Source organism: Aeromonas sp. QDB14 (genome assembly GCF_027707845.1).
In the GTDB taxonomy this organism is placed as follows: Bacteria; Pseudomonadota; Gammaproteobacteria; order Enterobacterales; family Aeromonadaceae; genus Aeromonas; species Aeromonas caviae.
On sequence record NZ_JAPCJD010000053.1, the window covers coordinates 1 to 15,523 of the forward strand.

The following is a 15,523-nucleotide window of genomic DNA, read 5'->3' on the forward strand; positions in this document are numbered from 1 at the left end:
TGACTCATGATGAACCCTGTTCCATGGCTCCAGATGACAAACATGATCTCATATCAGGGACTTGTTCGCACCTTCCCTAACAATGATTGCCCCATGGGTTGCTGGTAGGCCGTATCCAGCTGTTTGGCTACCTCAATTACGTTTCTATCTGGATCATTCTGGAAGTGATGCTGATAAAACGCCGCTCGCTCCATCAGGACATCAATTTCTATCTCATCCCGTTGTGCCGGATAGAGCCAACTGATGTTTTGCGTGACCACACTGGGAATGTCCTTCTCCGTGATCAGCCACCAGGGAATACCTTTTTGTAACCAATAGCGGCGTTCCAGCTCCAGTTTCTCAATGGTTCTGGCATCACTCAGTGCTTCAGCATACTTGGCTTGCAATGCGAATTTTGGCTGGCTGGCGTCTGTGGTGTTGACGAGGAAATCTGAACTCATCACTTGGAGAACGCCGCGAACGGATGGGTGATCTATCCCAGACTCCAAAGCCAGAGCCTTGGTATCTTCCAACCGAAGAGGAAATTGCTCACGAATATCTACCGTTGAACGACTCCATTCCAAAAGCAGGAATACGGCCAACTCCAGATCTGACAACAAGTGGTGGGTTCATTGCGATTTATGGCCAAAGACACGATGTGAACGACCTTGAGAGGATAAGTCCCTGACCGTTAACCATGGTTTGTACTCAGAGCCGTGGCCACTGCCTCGCCCCTCACGTAGCCACTTCTGATTCTGCAACTCGGTGTTGACGTACTTTTTCCCAGCCATGAAAAAACCGCCCAGCCATTGGCTCATAAATTGAGCATAGCTAGGGAAGGTGCTAACAAGTCACTTGGCACAAAAACACACCATTCTAAATTATTGATATTAAATGGCTAAACTTTTTAGTTTTGGCACATAGGGTACTTATTCGCACCTTCCCTAGGGCGGTTTTGGTATTCAACTTTATTACTTAGTATCCAACTATATTACTTGGTATCCAACTTTATTACTCGAATACATCTTTTTTCATTTCCGGCGACGGCTTATTCCACAGTCACGGATTTGGCCAGGTTGCGCGGCTGATCCACGTCGGTGCCCTTGATGAGGGCGACGTGGTAGGAGAGCAACTGCAACGGCACGGTATAGACGATCGGCGCGATCATCTCTTCCACGTGGTTCAGGCTCATCACCCGCATGGTCTCGTCGCTCTTGAAACCGGCGTCCGCATCGGCGAACACATAGAGGATACCGCCACGGGCACGCACCTCTTCCACGTTGGACTTGAGCTTCTCCAGCAGATCGTTGTTCGGCGCTACGACGATGATGGGCATCTCGGCATCGATCAGCGCCAGCGGGCCATGCTTCAACTCACCGGCGGCATAGGCCTCGGCGTGGATGTAGGAGATTTCCTTGAGTTTGAGCGCCCCTTCCATGGCGATGGGGTACTGGCTGCCACGACCGAGGAACAGGCTATGGTGCTTGTCGGCAAACTCTTCGGCCAGAGTCTCGATCTGCTTGGCCAGGGCCAAGCTCTCCTTGATGCGCACAGGCAGGGCTTGCAGCGCCTTGACCAGCTCGGCCTCGGCATCGGCACTCAGGTTGCCGCGGCAGTGACCGACGGAAGCCACCAGCATCAGCAGGCCGGCCAGCTGGGTAGTGAAGGCCTTGGTGGACGCCACCCCGATCTCTGCCCCAGCACGAGTCATGAAGGCCAGATCCGATTCCCGCACCAGGGAGGAGCCCGGCACGTTGCAGATGGCCAGGGAGCTCATGTAACCGGACTCCTTGGCCAACCGCAGGGCTGCCAGGGTGTCGGCGGTCTCGCCGCTCTGGGACAGGGTCACCAGCAGGCTGTTGGGGCGCACCACCGACTTGCGGTAGCGGAACTCGGAGGCGATCTCCACGTCGCAGGAGACACCGGCGATCTCTTCAAACCAGTAGCGGGCCACCATGCCGGAGTTGTAGGAGGTGCCGCAGGCGACGATCTGGACGTGCTCGACCTTGTCGAAAATGGCGCGGGCGCCGTTGCCGAAGGACTCGACCACCACGTGATCACTGCCCAGGCGGCCTTCCAGGGTGTTGGTGATGGCCTTGGGCTGCTCGTAGATTTCCTTGAGCATGTAGTGTCGGTATTCGCCCTTGTCACCGGCATCGTGGGAGAGCTCGGACTCCAGCTCCTCGCGTACCACGGCATGGCCGTTGGTATCGAAGATGTGCACGTCGCGGCGGGTCACTTCGGCCACATCGCCCTCTTCCAGGAAGATGAAGCGGCGGGTCACCGGCAGCAGGGCCATCTGGTCGGAGGCGATGAAGTTCTCGCCGATGCCGCGGCCGATCACCAGGGGGGAGCCGGAACGGGCCACCACCACGCGGCTGTCGTCACGGCTGTCCATGACCACGGTGCCGTAGGCGCCGCGCAGCTGCTTCACCGCTACCTGCATGGCCACCAGCAGGCTGGGGGCGGATTTCAGCTCGTGGTGCACCAGGTGGGCAATCACCTCGGTGTCGGTGTCGGAGCTGAACACATAGCCCAGCGCCTTCAACTCTTCCCGCAGCTCTTCGTGGTTCTCGATGATGCCGTTGTGCACCACCACGATATGCTCGGAGACATGGGGGTGAGCATTGCGCTCGGACGGCTCGCCATGGGTAGCCCAGCGGGTGTGGGCAATGCCGGTACCACCGTGGACGGACTGCTCCTCCAGTGCCTTGGCCAGCTCGGCCACCTTGCCGAGGCGACGCACCCGCTGCAGCGGCTGGTTGGCGCTGAACACGGCGACACCGGCCGAATCGTAGCCACGGTATTCCAGACGGCGCAGACCCTCTACCAGGATTTCAGCCACATTACGTTGGGCGACGGCCCCGACGATGCCACACATAGACTTCTCCTTGAAACGTAAGACGTTAATTCGGTTGGATAATGGTTTGTTCAGGTCACACGGCCACGGGGGCGCAAATCAGCGTGATCCCCCTGGCCTGAATCTGTTCTCTGGCCGCATTGCTCAGCCCCTCGTCGGTCACCAGGGTATGGATGCCGGACCAGGGCAGCTCGAGATTGGGGATCTTGCGGCCGATCTTCTCCGACTCCACCATGACGATGACCTCCCGCGACACTTCGGCCATGACCCGGGAGAGGCCCACCAGCTCGTTGAAGGTGGTGGTGCCCCGCTCCGGGTCGATGCCATCGGCACCGATGAAGAGCTGGTCGAAGTCATAGGAGCGCAGCACCTGCTCCGCCACCTGCCCCTGGAAGGATTCGGAATGGGGATCCCAGGTCCCGCCAGTCATCAGCAGGGTGGGCTCGTTTTCCAGCTCGCGCAGGGCACCGGCCACATTGAGAGAGTTGGTCATGACGATGAGGCCGCGCTTGTTGCCCAGCATGGGGATCATGGCGCTGGTGGTGCTGCCGCTGTCGATGATGACGCGGTTGTGATCGCGGATCCGCTCGGCGGCGGCGCGGGCAATGGCCAGCTTTCGATTCGAAACTTGTTCCGGGTTGCTGTCCACCACCATCTCGCTGGGGAGGGGAACAGCACCGCCGTAACAGCGTAGCAGCAGGCCACCGGTCTCCAGCACCGCCAGATCTTTGCGGATGGTCACCTCGGAAGTGGCGAAGTGTTTGGCCAGGGCATCGACGCTGACTTCCCCCTGCTCCTGCACCAGACTCACTATGGTGTGACGGCGCTGCTGTGTGTTGCGTTTGGTCATTTATAAGTTTCGATTCGAAAGAATGGCGAAATATTAATGCCTTTTCGGGAAAAATCAAACGGCAAATAGGATCCGATTTGGTTCGATGCCAGAATGAGGAGCCGATTTGCGACGAGGACGCCATGCAAAAACGACTCATCTGGCTGGTGGAAGATGAAGCCAGCATTGCCGATACCCTGATCTATGCCCTGCAGACCGATGGTTTCGAGGTGGAGTGGTTCCCCCTTGGTCAGCCGTTGCTGGCGCGACTGGAACAGACGCGACCGGATTTTTTGATCCTGGATGTGGGGCTGCCGGATATCAGCGGTTTTGAACTGTGCAAGCGGGTGCGGGCACTGACCGATATTCCCCTGATGTTTCTCACCGCTCGCAGCGAGGAGATAGACAGGCTGATCGGGCTGGAGATAGGGGCAGACGACTATGTGGCCAAACCCTTCTCACCCCGTGAGGTGTGCGCCCGGGTGCGGGTCATCCTGCGCCGCAGCCAGCCCGCCCCCTACCAGCCGATACAGCCACTCGCCCTGGACGAGGAGCGGGCACGAATCTGCTTCCTGGGCCAGCCCCTGACGCTCACCCGCTATGAGTACCTGCTGCTCAAGACCCTGATGCTGGCGCCGGGTCGGGTCTACTCCCGCCAGCAGCTGATGGATCTGGTGTGGCAGGATGCGGAAGAGAGTCTGGATCGCACCGTCGACACCCACATCAAGACTCTGCGGGCCAAGCTGCGGGAGCGGGACCCTGACGCCAACCTGATCCTGACCCACCGCGGGCTGGGCTACAGCCTGGAGCTGGCATGAACTCAGAGTGGCCGGGCATCGGCAGGGGGATGAGATGAGAATCGGATTGCAACTGCTGTGCGGCCTGGTGCTGATCTTCGCCCTGGCTGCCTGGTTCGTGCTGGAGATCTTCGTCGAGGAGATCAAGCCCGGGGTACGCAGCGCCACCGAAGATACCCTGGTGGACATGGCCCAGATGCTGGCCCCCCTGGCCCTGGACGACATGCAGGAAGGAAAGATGGCGAATGGCCGGCTGGCCAGCGCCTTCGCCCGCCTCAACCAGAGTCCCATCAATGCCCTCATCGATGGCCACCTCAAGCAGCAGGCGGAGTACCGCATCTATGTGACCGACGCAAAAGGCAGGGTGGTCTACGACTCGGACGGGGTGGATCTGGGCAAGGACTACTCGCGCTGGAACGACGTCTACCTGACCCTGCGTGGCGAATATGGCGCCCGCAGCACCCGTACCGATCCCGACGATGCTGCCAGCTCGACCATGTATGTGGCAGCTCCGCTGCGGGAAGGGGCCGAGATCATCGGCTCCCTCACCGTCGCCAAGCCCAACAGCACCCTGCAGCCCATGATAGAGCGCAGCGAACAGCAGTTGCTGAAAGGGGCGGCCCTGCTGCTGTTCATCTCGCTGCTCATCGGCGCCTTGCTGGTGTGGTGGCTCAACCGCGCCATCGGCAAGCTGGTGCACTATGCAGATGCAATCAGCCAGGGTCAGCCCGCCAGCCTGCCGCGCCTCTACAGCCCCGAACTGGACAGGCTAGGCCACTCCCTGGAGACCATGCGCCGCCAACTGGACGGCAAGGCCTATATCGAGGCCTATGTCCACAGCCTGACCCACGAGCTCAAAAGCCCGCTGGCGGCCATTCGCGGGGCGGGGGAGATCCTGGCCGAGGCGCCGCCGCCGGAGGTGGCCGCACGCTTCATCGGCAACATCAATCTGGAGACGGCCCGCATGCAGCAGCTGATCGAACGCATGCTGCAACTCGCCCGCCTCGAATCAGGGCAGGGGCTGGACAGACAATCCGTTGAGCCGGCCCGGCTGGGCAGACGGGTGCTCGACGCCCGCCAGATCCAGGCCCAGCGCCGCCAGATCGCCCTGCACGCCGAGCTGGGGGAAGGTCAGAAGCAGAAGTGGGATCCCCTGCTGGTGGAGCAGGCCCTTGGCAACCTGCTGGACAACGCCCTCGATTTCGCCCCCGCCGGCAGCACCCTGGTGCTGAGCGGCGCCATGGAGGAGGGGGGTTATTGCTTCCGGGTGCGGGATCAGGGGCCAGGCATTCCCGACTTTGCGCTGCCCAGGATTTTCGAGCGTTTCTACTCCCTGCCAAGGCCAGACAAGGGAAAAAGCAGCGGCCTCGGGCTCAGTTTTACCATGGAGGTGGCACGCCAGCATGGCGGCCATCTTGCTCTTGCCAATCAGCCGGATGGGGGGGTGCTGGCCACACTCTGGCTGCCCGGCAACTGAGGTCACTTCACACCAAGCACACAGAGCCGGGCTAAGCTGCACCTCCTCGATGACGACCGTCCCCGTCGATGCGCATTCATATTAATCAAGGAGATAGATATGCCCCGTATGCTGTTGTCCGGTCTGCTTGCCGCCGGCCTCTTCTGTGCACTGCCTGCCAGCGCCGCTTCTGGCTGCATGCTGTTTGCCGATGGCACCGGCAAACCCGTCAGCACCCAGGGGGACTGTGCCGCCCAGTTGACCCCGGCCTCCACCTTCAAGATCCCGCTGGCACTGATGGGCTATGACAGCGGCTTTCTGGTGGATGAACAACTGCCGGCCCTGCCGTTCAAGGCCGGTGATCCTGATTTCCTGCCGGAGTGGAAACAGACCACCACCCCGAGCAGCTGGATGCAATTCTCGGTCATCTGGTACTCGCAGCGCCTCACCGAGTGGCTGGGAGAGGCTCGCTTCCAGCACTACGTGGACAGCTTCGACTACGGCAACCGGGATCTCGAAGGCAACCCGGGCAAGCACGACGGTCTGACCCAAGCCTGGCTCAGCGCCAGCCTCGCCATCAGCCCCCAGGAGCAAGCCCGCTTCCTTGGCAAGATGGTGAGCGGCAAGCTGCCGGTCTCCGCCTAGACCCTGCGCCATACCGCCAACCTGATGCGTCAGCCCGACATCGACGGTTGGCAGATCCACGGCAAGACCGGCATGGGTTACCCCAAGCTGCTGGATGGCAGCCTGAACAGGGAGCAGCAGATCGGCTGGTTCGTCGGCTGGGCCAGCAAACAGGACAAAACGCTCATCTTCGTCCACACCGTTATCCAGAAGCCGGGCAAGCAGTTCGCTTCCCTCAGGGCCAGGGAGGAGGTGTTCGCCGCCCTGCCGGCCCGGTTGAAGACACTCTGATGCCAGCAACACCGGCGCCTGGCGCCGGTTTTTTTATCCCCCTTCACCACCGCTTCACACTGCCCCATCCTCCCTTCACGCGACCCCGGCACACTCCCGTTCAACAACAAGGAGACGTGTCATGGTCAAACAGATTTTCACCCACAAGATCGCCCTGCTGCTGTTGCTCTGCCTGCTGATGATGATCCCGGTTCACGCCATCATGGAGCTGAATCGGGAGCGCCAGGCCTATCGCAGTCAGGCCATTCACAGCATCATGGCCAGCCACAGCGGGCCCCAGCGCCTGATGGGGCCCGTACTGGTACAACCCTATACCCGGGCCGTTACCGTCGAGCAGGATGACAAACATTTCGTGCGCAAGGAGCAGGTCTATCGCTACCTGCTGCCCAAGAGGCTGGACGTGCGGGCCAGCATGGAGGTGACCCCGCGCAAGCTCGGCATCTATCAGGCCCAGATTTATCACAGTCGCCTCTCTCTCTCCGGCCTGATGCCCACCAGCCTGGCTGACAAGGGGCTGGTGGCCGGCAACCCGAACCTGAGCTTCGACCCGGCGGATCCCGCCCTGGTGCCGGGTAAACCCTATCTCAGCCTGATCCTCTCCGATGCCCGGGGCATCAGCCGCGTACCCGAACTGCAATGGGGGGAGCAACGCATCCCGTTTGCCCCTGGTGCCCAGCTGGGGGACGGGCGAGTGGGGATCCATGCCCCGCTCAACGCCTTGCCAGACGAAGATGGCCGCTTTCACATCGAGCTGGATCTGCAGGGCATGAATGCGCTGGAAGTGGTGCCGCTCGGACAGGACAGCCGGTTTCACCTGAACGGCAACTGGCCCCATCCCAATTTTCTCGGCGACTTTCTGCCCGGTGAACGCACCCTTGCGGATCAAGGGTTCGAGGCAAGCTGGCAGACCAGCTGGTTCGTCACCGACATGGAGAGCCGCTTCAACCGCATGATGAAGGGAGCGGGCACCAAACTGCCGTCATTCAGCGTCAGCCTGGTGCAACCGGTGGATCACTATCAGCTGAACGAGCGGGCCGCCAAATATGCCCTGCTGTTCATCGGCCTCACCTTCATCAGCTTCTTCATGTTCGAGCTGCTCAAGGGGCTGCGGGTACACCCCATCCAGTACGCGCTGGTTGGCATGGGGCTGGCCATCTTCTATCTGGTGCTGCTGGCGCTGACCGAGCATCTCGGCTTTGCCTGGGCCTATCTCATTGCCGCCCTGGCCAGTGTGGCCCTCAACGGCTTCTACCTGAGCCATGTGCTGGGCGGGCCGAAACAGGGCATGGGATTCGCCGCCCTGCTGGGGCTGGTCTACGCCATTCTGTTCGGGCTGCTGCAGGCCGAGGAGACAGCCCTGTTGCTCGGCGCCCTGCTGCTGTTCGCCACCCTGGCGCTGGTCATGGGGCTGACTCGCAAGCTCGACTGGTATCAGGTGATGGAGAACAGCCCCTCCGCCACCGCATGGGCGGCCCCCCAGCCATCGACCAGTAACACCAGCCATCAGCCATAAGCAAAAAAACCGGCGCCCTCGGGCGCCGGTTTGCATTTCATTGATCGGGCATCACTTCTTCTTAACCGGACGGGGCCAGTTCGGAATGTGGCGCTGGGGCACCCGGGTGATCACCAGCTCGTTTTCCGCCACATCCTTGGTGATGGTGGAACCCGCTCCCAGGGTCGCCCCCTTGCCGATCCGCACCGGCGCCACCAGCTGGGTATCGGAGCCGACGAAGACATCGTCCTCGATGATGGTCTGGAACTTGTTCACCCCGTCGTAATTGCAGGTGATGGTGCCGGCACCGATGTTCACCTTGGCACCGATCTCCGCATCGCCCAGATAGGTCAGATGACCGCACTTGGAGCCCACACCCAGCCGAGCCTTCTTCATCTCGACGAAGTTGCCGACATGGGCATCCTGCTCCAGCACGGCACCCGGGCGCAGGCGGGTAAAGGGCCCGACCGAGCACTGGTCAGCAATTTGCGCACCTTCGATGACGGAGTAGGGTTTCACCTCGGTGTGGTCGCCGATCACGCAATCCTTCAATACGCTGCCGGCACCGATGCGCACGTGATTGCCCAGCACCACCTTGCCTTCGATGATGACGTTGACGTCGATCACCACCTCCTCCCCGATTTCCAGGGTGCCGCGCAGATCGAAGCGGGCCGGGTCGATCAGGGTGGCGCCGGCGATCATCAGCTTCTCGGCCTGCATCTGCTGGTAGCTGCGCTCAAGCGCAGCCAGCTGCACCCGATTGTTGGCCCCTTCCACTTCCATGGCGCTGTCCGGGTGGACGGCGGCGATGGCACAGCCATCCCCATGGGCCATGGCGATGACGTCGGTCAGGTAGAACTCGCCCTGGGCATTCTTGTTGTCCAGGCGGGAGAGCCAGCTGCGCAGCTGGCCGCCGTTGGCCACCAGCACGCCGGTGTTCACTTCACGGATGGCGAGTTGCTCGGCGTTGGCATCCTTCTGCTCGACAATGCCGACCACCTGGCCGTGTTTCCGCACGATGCGGCCATAGCCGGTCGGGTTGTCCAGTACCACGGTCAGCAGCGCCATGCCATCGTCGGTCTTGGCGGCCAGCAAGCGTTGCAGGGTCTCGGGCTGGATCAGCGGGGTATCGCCGTAGAGCACCAGCACGTCGTCTTCGTCATGCCAGAACGGAATGGCCTGGGCGACGGCATGGCCGGTCCCCAGTTGCTGAGCCTGCAGCACCCAGTTGAGGTCAGATGCCTGGATCCGCTCCTTCAGCAGTTCGGCGCCGTGGCCATAGACCAGGTGCAGCTGTTCGGCACCGATCTGGCGGGCGGTCTCGATCACATGGGAGACCATGGGCTTGCTGGCAACGGGGTGCAGCACCTTGGGCAGGGAGGAACGCATGCGGGTGCCTTTGCCCGCAGCCAGGATCACGACATTGAGAGACATAGCTAGCCTTTGAAACAGGTGGAAATGCTGGGCGGAGTCTATCCAACGGGCAAAAAAAAAGCGACCCGAAGATCGCTTTTTGCATCACCGTGATTAGCGGTAATTCTTTTTGACGATATCGATAACCCGCAGCTGGGCCATCGCTTTGGCCAGCTCGGCAGACGCCTGAGCATAGTCGATATCACCATGGGAGCTGTTGATCCGCTCTTCGGCACGACGCTTGGCTTCCTGGGCTTTCGCCTCATCCAGATCGTCGGCGCGAATGGCGGTATCGGCCAGCACGGTCACGGCTTCGGGTTGTACTTCCAGCATGCCGCCGGAGATGTACAGCACCTCTTCGCTACCATTTTGCTTGATCAAGCGGACCAGGCCCGGCTTGATGGCAGTCAGCAACGGAGCATGACCGTGGCGGAGACCCAGCTCACCTTCGGAGCCTGATACCTGGGCAGATTGCACGCGACCGGAAAACAGTTTTCCTTCGGCGCTCACCACATCCAGGTGAAAGGAGATCATCTCAGCCATGGGCCCTCCTATCGAGGCTTACAGTTTCTTGGACTTCTCGACGACTTCGTCGATGCCGCCAACCATGTAGAACGCCTGCTCCGGCAGATCGTCATACTCGCCCTTCAGGATGCCCTGGAAGCCACGGATGGTTTCCTTCAGCGGCACGTATTTGCCCGGAGAACCGGTAAATACTTCGGCCACGAAGAACGGCTGGGACAGGAAACGCTCGATCTTACGGGCACGGGCTACGGTCAGTTTGTCTTCTTCTGACAGTTCATCCATACCCAGGATGGCGATGATGTCCTTCAGCTCCTTGTAGCGCTGCAGTACGGTCTGGACACCACGAGCGGTCTCGTAGTGCTCCTTGCCAACCACCAGCGGATCCAGCTGACGGGAGGTGGAGTCCAGCGGGTCAACGGCCGGGTAGATACCCAGTGCCGCGATCTGACGGGACAGTACGACGGTCGCATCCAGGTGGGCGAAGGTGGTCGCCGGAGACGGGTCGGTCAAGTCATCCGCAGGCACGTAAACGGCCTGTACGGAGGTGATGGAACCGGTCTTGGTGGAGGTGATGCGCTCTTGCAGAACACCCATCTCCTCAGCCAGGGTCGGCTGGTAACCTACTGCGGAGGGCATACGGCCCAGCAGTGCGGATACTTCGGTACCGGCCAGGGTGTAACGGTAGATGTTGTCCACGAAGAACAGCACGTCACGACCTTCGTCACGGAACTTCTCGGCCATGGTCAGGCCGGTCAGCGCCACGCGCAGACGGTTTCCGGGCGGCTCGTTCATCTGACCGTAAACCAGAGATACTTTGTCCAGTACGTTGGACTCCATCATCTCGTGGTAGAAGTCGTTACCCTCACGGGTACGCTCACCTACACCGGCGAACACGGAGTAACCGCTGTGCTCGATCGCGATGTTACGGATCAGCTCCATCATGTTGACAGTCTTGCCTACACCGGCGCCGCCGAACAGACCAACCTTACCACCCTTGGCGAACGGACATACCAGGTCGATAACCTTGATGCCGGTCTCCAGCAGCTCGGTGCTGTTGGACTGATCTTCGTAGCTGGGGGCTTCGCGGTGGATGGACCAACGCTCTTCTTCGCCGATCGGACCCTTCTCGTCGATGGGGTCGCCCAGTACGTTCATAATACGGCCCAGGGTCGAGGTACCGACCGGTACCTGGATGGCCTTGCCGCTGTTAACTACTTCCAACCCACGACGCAGACCGTCGGAGGAACCCATGGTGATGCAACGCACGACGCCGCCGCCGATCTGTTGCTGAACTTCCAGTACCAGACCCTGGCCTTGGCCTTCGCTGACAACCTTCAGTGCATCGTACACCTGGGGCACGGCATTCTGCGGGAACTCGATGTCCACCACAGCGCCGATGATTTGGACGATGAAACCGTTACTCATGTCAAATCCTCTAAACCTTTGATAACCCTTGCCTTACACCGCAGCAGCACCGGAAACGATCTCTGTGAGCTCCTGGGTAATACTGGCCTGACGGGCCTTGTTGTATACCAGTTGCAGATCGTTAATCAGGTTGCCGGCGTTGTCAGTCGCGGCTTGCATGGCAACCATTCGGGCTGCCTGTTCACTTGCCAAGTTTTCTACCACACCCTGGTAGACCTGGGATTCGACGTAGCGAATCAGCAGGGTATCCAGCAGTTGCTTGGGATCCGGCTCATAGAGGTAGTCCCAGTGGTGCTTCTTGGCGAGCTTGCTGTCTTCTGTTACGGGCAAAGGCAGCAGTTGATCGACTTTTGGTTGCTGAACCATGGTGTTGACGAACTTGTTGTACACCAGATACAGCCTGTCAATCTCACCGTTGTCGTAAGCCTTCAGCATGACCTTCACTGAACCGATCAGGTCATTGACGCTCGGGTTGTCACCCAGTCCGGAGACGTGGGCTTTCACCTTGGCGCCGTGCCGTTCAAAGAAGTTGGAGGCCTTGTTACCGATCAATGCCAGGTCAACCTTGGCACCTTTCGCGCTCCATTGCTTCATATCATTGAGGGCAGCCTTGAACAGGTTGATGTTCAGACCACCACACAGGCCACGGTCGGTGGAGACGACGATGTAACCCACTCGCTTCACCTCACGTTCGATGAGGTAGGGGTGCTTGTATTCCAAGTTCCCCTGAGCGATATGGCCGATCACCTTGCGCATGGTTTCAGCGTACGGACGGCTGGCAGACATGCGTTCCTGCGCACGGCGCATCTTGCTCGCTGCCACCATTTCCATAGCGCTGGTGATCTTCTGAGTGTTCTTCACACTCCCGATCTTGTTACGTATCTCTTTTGCGCCGGCCATCTCTTCTCTCCATCAGGTGGCAGCTTGCGCTGCCACACACGCTTACCAGGTCTGGGTTGCCTTGAAGTCATCCAGCAACGCAGTCAGCTTGCCAACGATCGCGTCGTTGTAGTCGGCCTTGGCATTGATTTCAGCCATCAGCTCGGCATGCTGGGTATTGGCGTAAGAGAGCAGAGCGGCTTCGAAGTCGACGATCTTGCTCAGTTCGACATCGGCGAGATAACCCTTCTCGGCGGCGAACAGCACCAGGGATTGCTGGGCCACGCTCATCGGAGAGTACTGCTTCTGCTTCATCAGCTCGGTGACTTTCTGACCGTGATCCAGCTGCTTGCGAGTAGCATCGTCCAGGTCGGAAGAGAACTGGGCAAATGCCGCCAGTTCGCGGTACTGGGCCAGCGCGGTACGGATACCACCGGACAGCTTCTTGACGATCTTGGTCTGAGCAGCACCGCCCACACGGGATACGGAGATACCCGGGTCAACCGCCGGACGAATACCGGAGTTGAACAGCTGGGAGGTCAGGAAGATCTGGCCATCGGTGATGGAGATCACGTTGGTCGGAACGAACGCGGAGACGTCACCGGCCTGGGTTTCGATGATCGGCAGGGCGGTCAGGGAACCGGTCTGGCCTTTCACGGCACCGTTGGTGAACTTCTCTACGTACTCGGCGTTGACGCGAGCAGCACGCTCCAGCAGACGGGAGTGCAGATAGAAGACGTCACCCGGGTAAGCTTCACGTCCAGGCGGACGGCGCAGCAGCAGGGAGATCTGGCGATAGGCAACGGCCTGCTTGGACAGGTCATCATAGATGATCAGTGCGTCTTCGCCGCGGTCACGGAAGTACTCGCCCATGGAGCAACCGGCGTAGGGAGCCAGGTACTGCAGAGCAGCCGCTTCGGAGGCAGAAGCCACGACCACGATGGTGTTGGCCAGGGCGCCGTGCTCTTCCAGCTTGCGCACCACGTTGGCGATGGTGGAGGCCTTCTGGCCGATCGCAACGTAGACGCACTTAATGCCGGAATCTTTCTGGTTGATGATGGTGTCGATGGCGATGGCGGTCTTACCAACCTGGCGGTCACCGATGATCAGCTCACGCTGGCCACGACCGATAGGGATCATGGCATCGATGGCTTTCAGACCGGTCTGGACTGGCTGGTCAACAGACTTACGCTCGATAACGCCCGGGGCGATCACTTCGATCGGCGAGAAGCCGTCGTTGTCTACCGGACCCTTACCGTCGATCGGCTGACCCAGGGTGTTGACCACCCGGCCCAACAGACCACGACCGACCGGCACTTCCAGAATGCGGCCGGTACCCTTTACCTTCATCCCTTCGGCCAGATCGGCATAGGGACCCATTACTACGGCACCAACGGAGTCACGCTCCAGGTTCAATGCCAGAGCGAAGCGGTTGCCCGGCAGCTCGATCATCTCACCCTGCATGGCATCGGCCAGACCGTGGATACGAATGATACCGTCGCTTACAGAAACGATGGTACCTTCGTTACGCGCTTCGCTTTTGACATCAAACTGCGCAATGCGCTGCTTGATCAGCTCGGCGATTTCAGTGGAATTCAGTTGCATGCTCTAATACCCCAATCAAGATTGCAGCGCATCGGCCATGCGATCCAGCTTACCGCGGACCGTGCCGTCGATAACGAGATCACCGGCCTTGATGAGCACCCCGGCCATCAAGGACGCATCTGTGCTGCAATTCAGCTTCACTTTGCGCGCGAGACGTTGTTCCAGAGAAGCCTGAATATTGGCTTTCTGCTGGTCGGTCAGTTCGATCGCCGAAATCACGTCAGCCTGAACTTCTTTGTCCAGTTCAGCCTTGAGCGCGACGAATTCGGCAACGACCGCCGGCAGCACACCCAAGCGACCATTCTCGGCCATCACCCGGATCAGGTTCTGACCGTGCTCGTTGAGCTGCTCACCGCAGACACCGACAAACAGCTTTGCCAGTTCTTCGGCAGCAACGGAGCCGTTTACCAGGCTGTGCATGGTCTCGTTTTCTGCCACCTGAGCGGCGAAATCGAGCATCTCCAGCCATTGGTCAACCGCCTTGTGCTCAACGGCAAACTCGAAAGCAGCCTTGGCGTAGGGGCGAGCGATTGTAGTCAGTTCAGACATAGCCCCGTTCCCGTTACAGTTCTGCTACCAGTTTGTCGACGATGTCGCTGTTGGCAGCCTGGTCGATTTGGCGTGCCAGGATCTTCTCTGCACCCGCGATGGCAAGAGCAGCAACCTGCTTGCGCAGTTCTTCTTTGGCACGATGACGTTCAGCTTCGATCTCTGCACGGCCCTGAGCCAGGATTTTCTCCCGCTCAGCTTGGGCTCCGACAGCGGCCTCATCAATGATCTGGGCCTTGCGTTTGTTGGCCTGATCGATGATTTCAGCAGCCTGAAGCTTGGCTTCTTTCAGCTGATCGGTGGCGTTGGCCTTGGCCAGCTCCAGATCTTTCTTGGCACGCTCTGCAGAAGAGAGGCCGTCAGCGATTTCTTTCTGACGGGCTTCGATGGCAGCCATCAGCGGCGGCCATACGTACTTCATGCAAAACACTACGAAGATGAAAAAAGCAACTGCTTGGCCGAGGAGGGTGGCGTTGATATTCACAGCCGATGTCCTCTTTAGTTAGTTAATGGGTTCTGCGTGAGTCGTAATGACTTAGGCAACCGCAAACATCACATACAGACCCAGACCAACGGCGATCATCGGGATCGCATCCACCAGACCCATCACGATGAAGAACTGGGTACGCAGAACAGGGATCAGGTCAGGTTGACGAGCTGCACCTTCCAGGAACTTGCCACCCAGGATACCGATACCGATGGAGGCGCCGATAGCCGCCAGACCCATCATCATTGCAGCAGCGATGTACAGCAGGTCCATGTTCAAGTTTTCCATGAGGATCTCCATTTATTTAGATGT

At 59.8% G+C, this 15,523-nt stretch carries 14 protein-coding genes and 1 pseudogene; 4 read left to right on the plus strand and 11 right to left on the minus strand.

The window, feature by feature from the left end; translation table 11 throughout:
- Nucleotides 1–53 precede the first annotated feature (53 nt).
- From PG887_RS15730 to PG887_RS15740, 3 genes are all read right to left on the minus strand, one after another.
- Complete coding sequence (locus tag PG887_RS15730; RefSeq protein ID WP_325783843.1) at nt 54–599, minus strand: TnsA endonuclease N-terminal domain-containing protein; 546 nt, start codon at nt 597–599, stop codon at nt 54–56.
- A gap of 428 nt (nt 600–1,027) precedes the next feature.
- On the minus strand, nt 1,028–2,860 hold the full coding sequence (gene glmS / locus PG887_RS15735; RefSeq protein ID WP_270822223.1) for a glutamine--fructose-6-phosphate transaminase (isomerizing): 1,833 nt from the start codon (nt 2,858–2,860) through the stop codon (nt 1,028–1,030).
- Between the two features lie 55 nt (nt 2,861–2,915).
- Nucleotides 2,916–3,689: a DeoR/GlpR family DNA-binding transcription regulator gene (locus PG887_RS15740; protein ID WP_270822224.1), complete on the minus strand. Its 774-nt coding sequence runs from the start codon at nt 3,687–3,689 to the stop codon at nt 2,916–2,918.
- 122 nt (nt 3,690–3,811) lie between these two features.
- Here PG887_RS15740 and blrA point away from each other — a divergent pair, with 122 nt between their 5' ends.
- The 4 genes and pseudogenes from blrA to creD all read left to right on the plus strand — a co-directional run bounded on the left by blrA (nt 3,812) and on the right by creD (nt 8,349).
- Entirely contained in the window at nt 3,812–4,486 is a 675-nt protein-coding gene (gene blrA / locus PG887_RS15745; RefSeq protein ID WP_041212060.1) for a beta-lactam response regulator transcription factor BlrA, read from the plus strand.
- Between the two features lie 34 nt (nt 4,487–4,520).
- On the plus strand, nt 4,521–5,942 hold the full coding sequence (gene blrB / locus PG887_RS15750) for a beta-lactam sensor histidine kinase BlrB (protein WP_270822227.1): 1,422 nt from the start codon (nt 4,521–4,523) through the stop codon (nt 5,940–5,942).
- 99 nt (nt 5,943–6,041) lie between these two features.
- Nucleotides 6,042–6,836, plus strand: a pseudogene (blaOXA, locus tag PG887_RS15755) (class D beta-lactamase).
- 121 nt (nt 6,837–6,957) lie between these two features.
- A complete protein-coding gene (gene creD / locus PG887_RS15760; RefSeq protein ID WP_270822228.1) occupies nt 6,958–8,349 on the plus strand; it encodes a cell envelope integrity protein CreD in 1,392 nt (463 codons plus the stop codon).
- A gap of 51 nt (nt 8,350–8,400) precedes the next feature.
- Here creD and glmU read toward each other — a convergent pair whose 3' ends face one another.
- The 8 genes from glmU to atpE form a co-directional block, all read right to left on the minus strand.
- Nucleotides 8,401–9,762, minus strand: a complete 1,362-nt coding sequence (gene glmU / locus PG887_RS15765; RefSeq protein ID WP_201934953.1) for a bifunctional UDP-N-acetylglucosamine diphosphorylase/glucosamine-1-phosphate N-acetyltransferase GlmU — start codon at nt 9,760–9,762, stop codon at nt 8,401–8,403.
- A gap of 93 nt (nt 9,763–9,855) precedes the next feature.
- Nucleotides 9,856–10,284: a F0F1 ATP synthase subunit epsilon gene (locus PG887_RS15770; RefSeq protein WP_010672259.1), complete on the minus strand. Its 429-nt coding sequence runs from the start codon at nt 10,282–10,284 to the stop codon at nt 9,856–9,858.
- Between the two features lie 18 nt (nt 10,285–10,302).
- Nucleotides 10,303–11,691, minus strand: a complete 1,389-nt coding sequence (gene atpD / locus PG887_RS15775) for a F0F1 ATP synthase subunit beta (protein ID WP_010672260.1) — start codon at nt 11,689–11,691, stop codon at nt 10,303–10,305.
- Between the two features lie 33 nt (nt 11,692–11,724).
- A complete protein-coding gene (atpG, locus tag PG887_RS15780) occupies nt 11,725–12,591 on the minus strand; it encodes a F0F1 ATP synthase subunit gamma (protein WP_010672261.1) in 867 nt (288 codons plus the stop codon).
- A gap of 42 nt (nt 12,592–12,633) precedes the next feature.
- A complete protein-coding gene (atpA, locus tag PG887_RS15785) occupies nt 12,634–14,175 on the minus strand; it encodes a F0F1 ATP synthase subunit alpha (RefSeq protein WP_010672262.1) in 1,542 nt (513 codons plus the stop codon).
- A 15-nt stretch (nt 14,176–14,190) separates the two neighbouring features.
- Nucleotides 14,191–14,724, minus strand: coding sequence for a F0F1 ATP synthase subunit delta (atpH, locus tag PG887_RS15790; protein ID WP_010672263.1), 534 nt, complete (start codon nt 14,722–14,724; stop codon nt 14,191–14,193).
- A gap of 13 nt (nt 14,725–14,737) precedes the next feature.
- Nucleotides 14,738–15,208, minus strand: a complete 471-nt coding sequence (gene atpF / locus PG887_RS15795; RefSeq protein ID WP_010672264.1) for a F0F1 ATP synthase subunit B — start codon at nt 15,206–15,208, stop codon at nt 14,738–14,740.
- A 51-nt stretch (nt 15,209–15,259) separates the two neighbouring features.
- Complete coding sequence (gene atpE, locus PG887_RS15800) at nt 15,260–15,499, minus strand: F0F1 ATP synthase subunit C (RefSeq protein WP_010672265.1); 240 nt, start codon at nt 15,497–15,499, stop codon at nt 15,260–15,262.
- Between the last annotated feature and the right edge of the window lie 24 nt (nt 15,500–15,523).

Bases quoted from the DNA above. Each gene is read 5' to 3' on its own strand.
- atpH (WP_010672263.1), bottom strand. From the start codon at position 14,724: ATGTCTGAACTGACTACAATCGCTCGCCCCTACGCCAAGGCTGCTTTC.
- PG887_RS15770 (WP_010672259.1), bottom strand. From the start codon at position 10,284: ATGGCTGAGATGATCTCCTTTCACCTGGATGTGGTGAGCGCCGAAGGA.
- glmS (WP_270822223.1), bottom strand. From the start codon at position 2,860: ATGTGTGGCATCGTCGGGGCCGTCGCCCAACGTAATGTGGCTGAAATC.
- atpE (WP_010672265.1), bottom strand. From the start codon at position 15,499: ATGGAAAACTTGAACATGGACCTGCTGTACATCGCTGCTGCAATGATG.
- creD (WP_270822228.1), top strand. From the start codon at position 6,958: ATGGTCAAACAGATTTTCACCCACAAGATCGCCCTGCTGCTGTTGCTC.
- PG887_RS15740 (WP_270822224.1), bottom strand. From the start codon at position 3,689: ATGACCAAACGCAACACACAGCAGCGCCGTCACACCATAGTGAGTCTG.
- atpA (WP_010672262.1), bottom strand. From the start codon at position 14,175: ATGCAACTGAATTCCACTGAAATCGCCGAGCTGATCAAGCAGCGCATT.
- blrA (WP_041212060.1), top strand. From the start codon at position 3,812: ATGCAAAAACGACTCATCTGGCTGGTGGAAGATGAAGCCAGCATTGCC.
- glmU (WP_201934953.1), bottom strand. From the start codon at position 9,762: ATGTCTCTCAATGTCGTGATCCTGGCTGCGGGCAAAGGCACCCGCATG.
- atpG (WP_010672261.1), bottom strand. From the start codon at position 12,591: ATGGCCGGCGCAAAAGAGATACGTAACAAGATCGGGAGTGTGAAGAAC.
- atpD (WP_010672260.1), bottom strand. From the start codon at position 11,691: ATGAGTAACGGTTTCATCGTCCAAATCATCGGCGCTGTGGTGGACATC.
- blrB (WP_270822227.1), top strand. From the start codon at position 4,521: ATGAGAATCGGATTGCAACTGCTGTGCGGCCTGGTGCTGATCTTCGCC.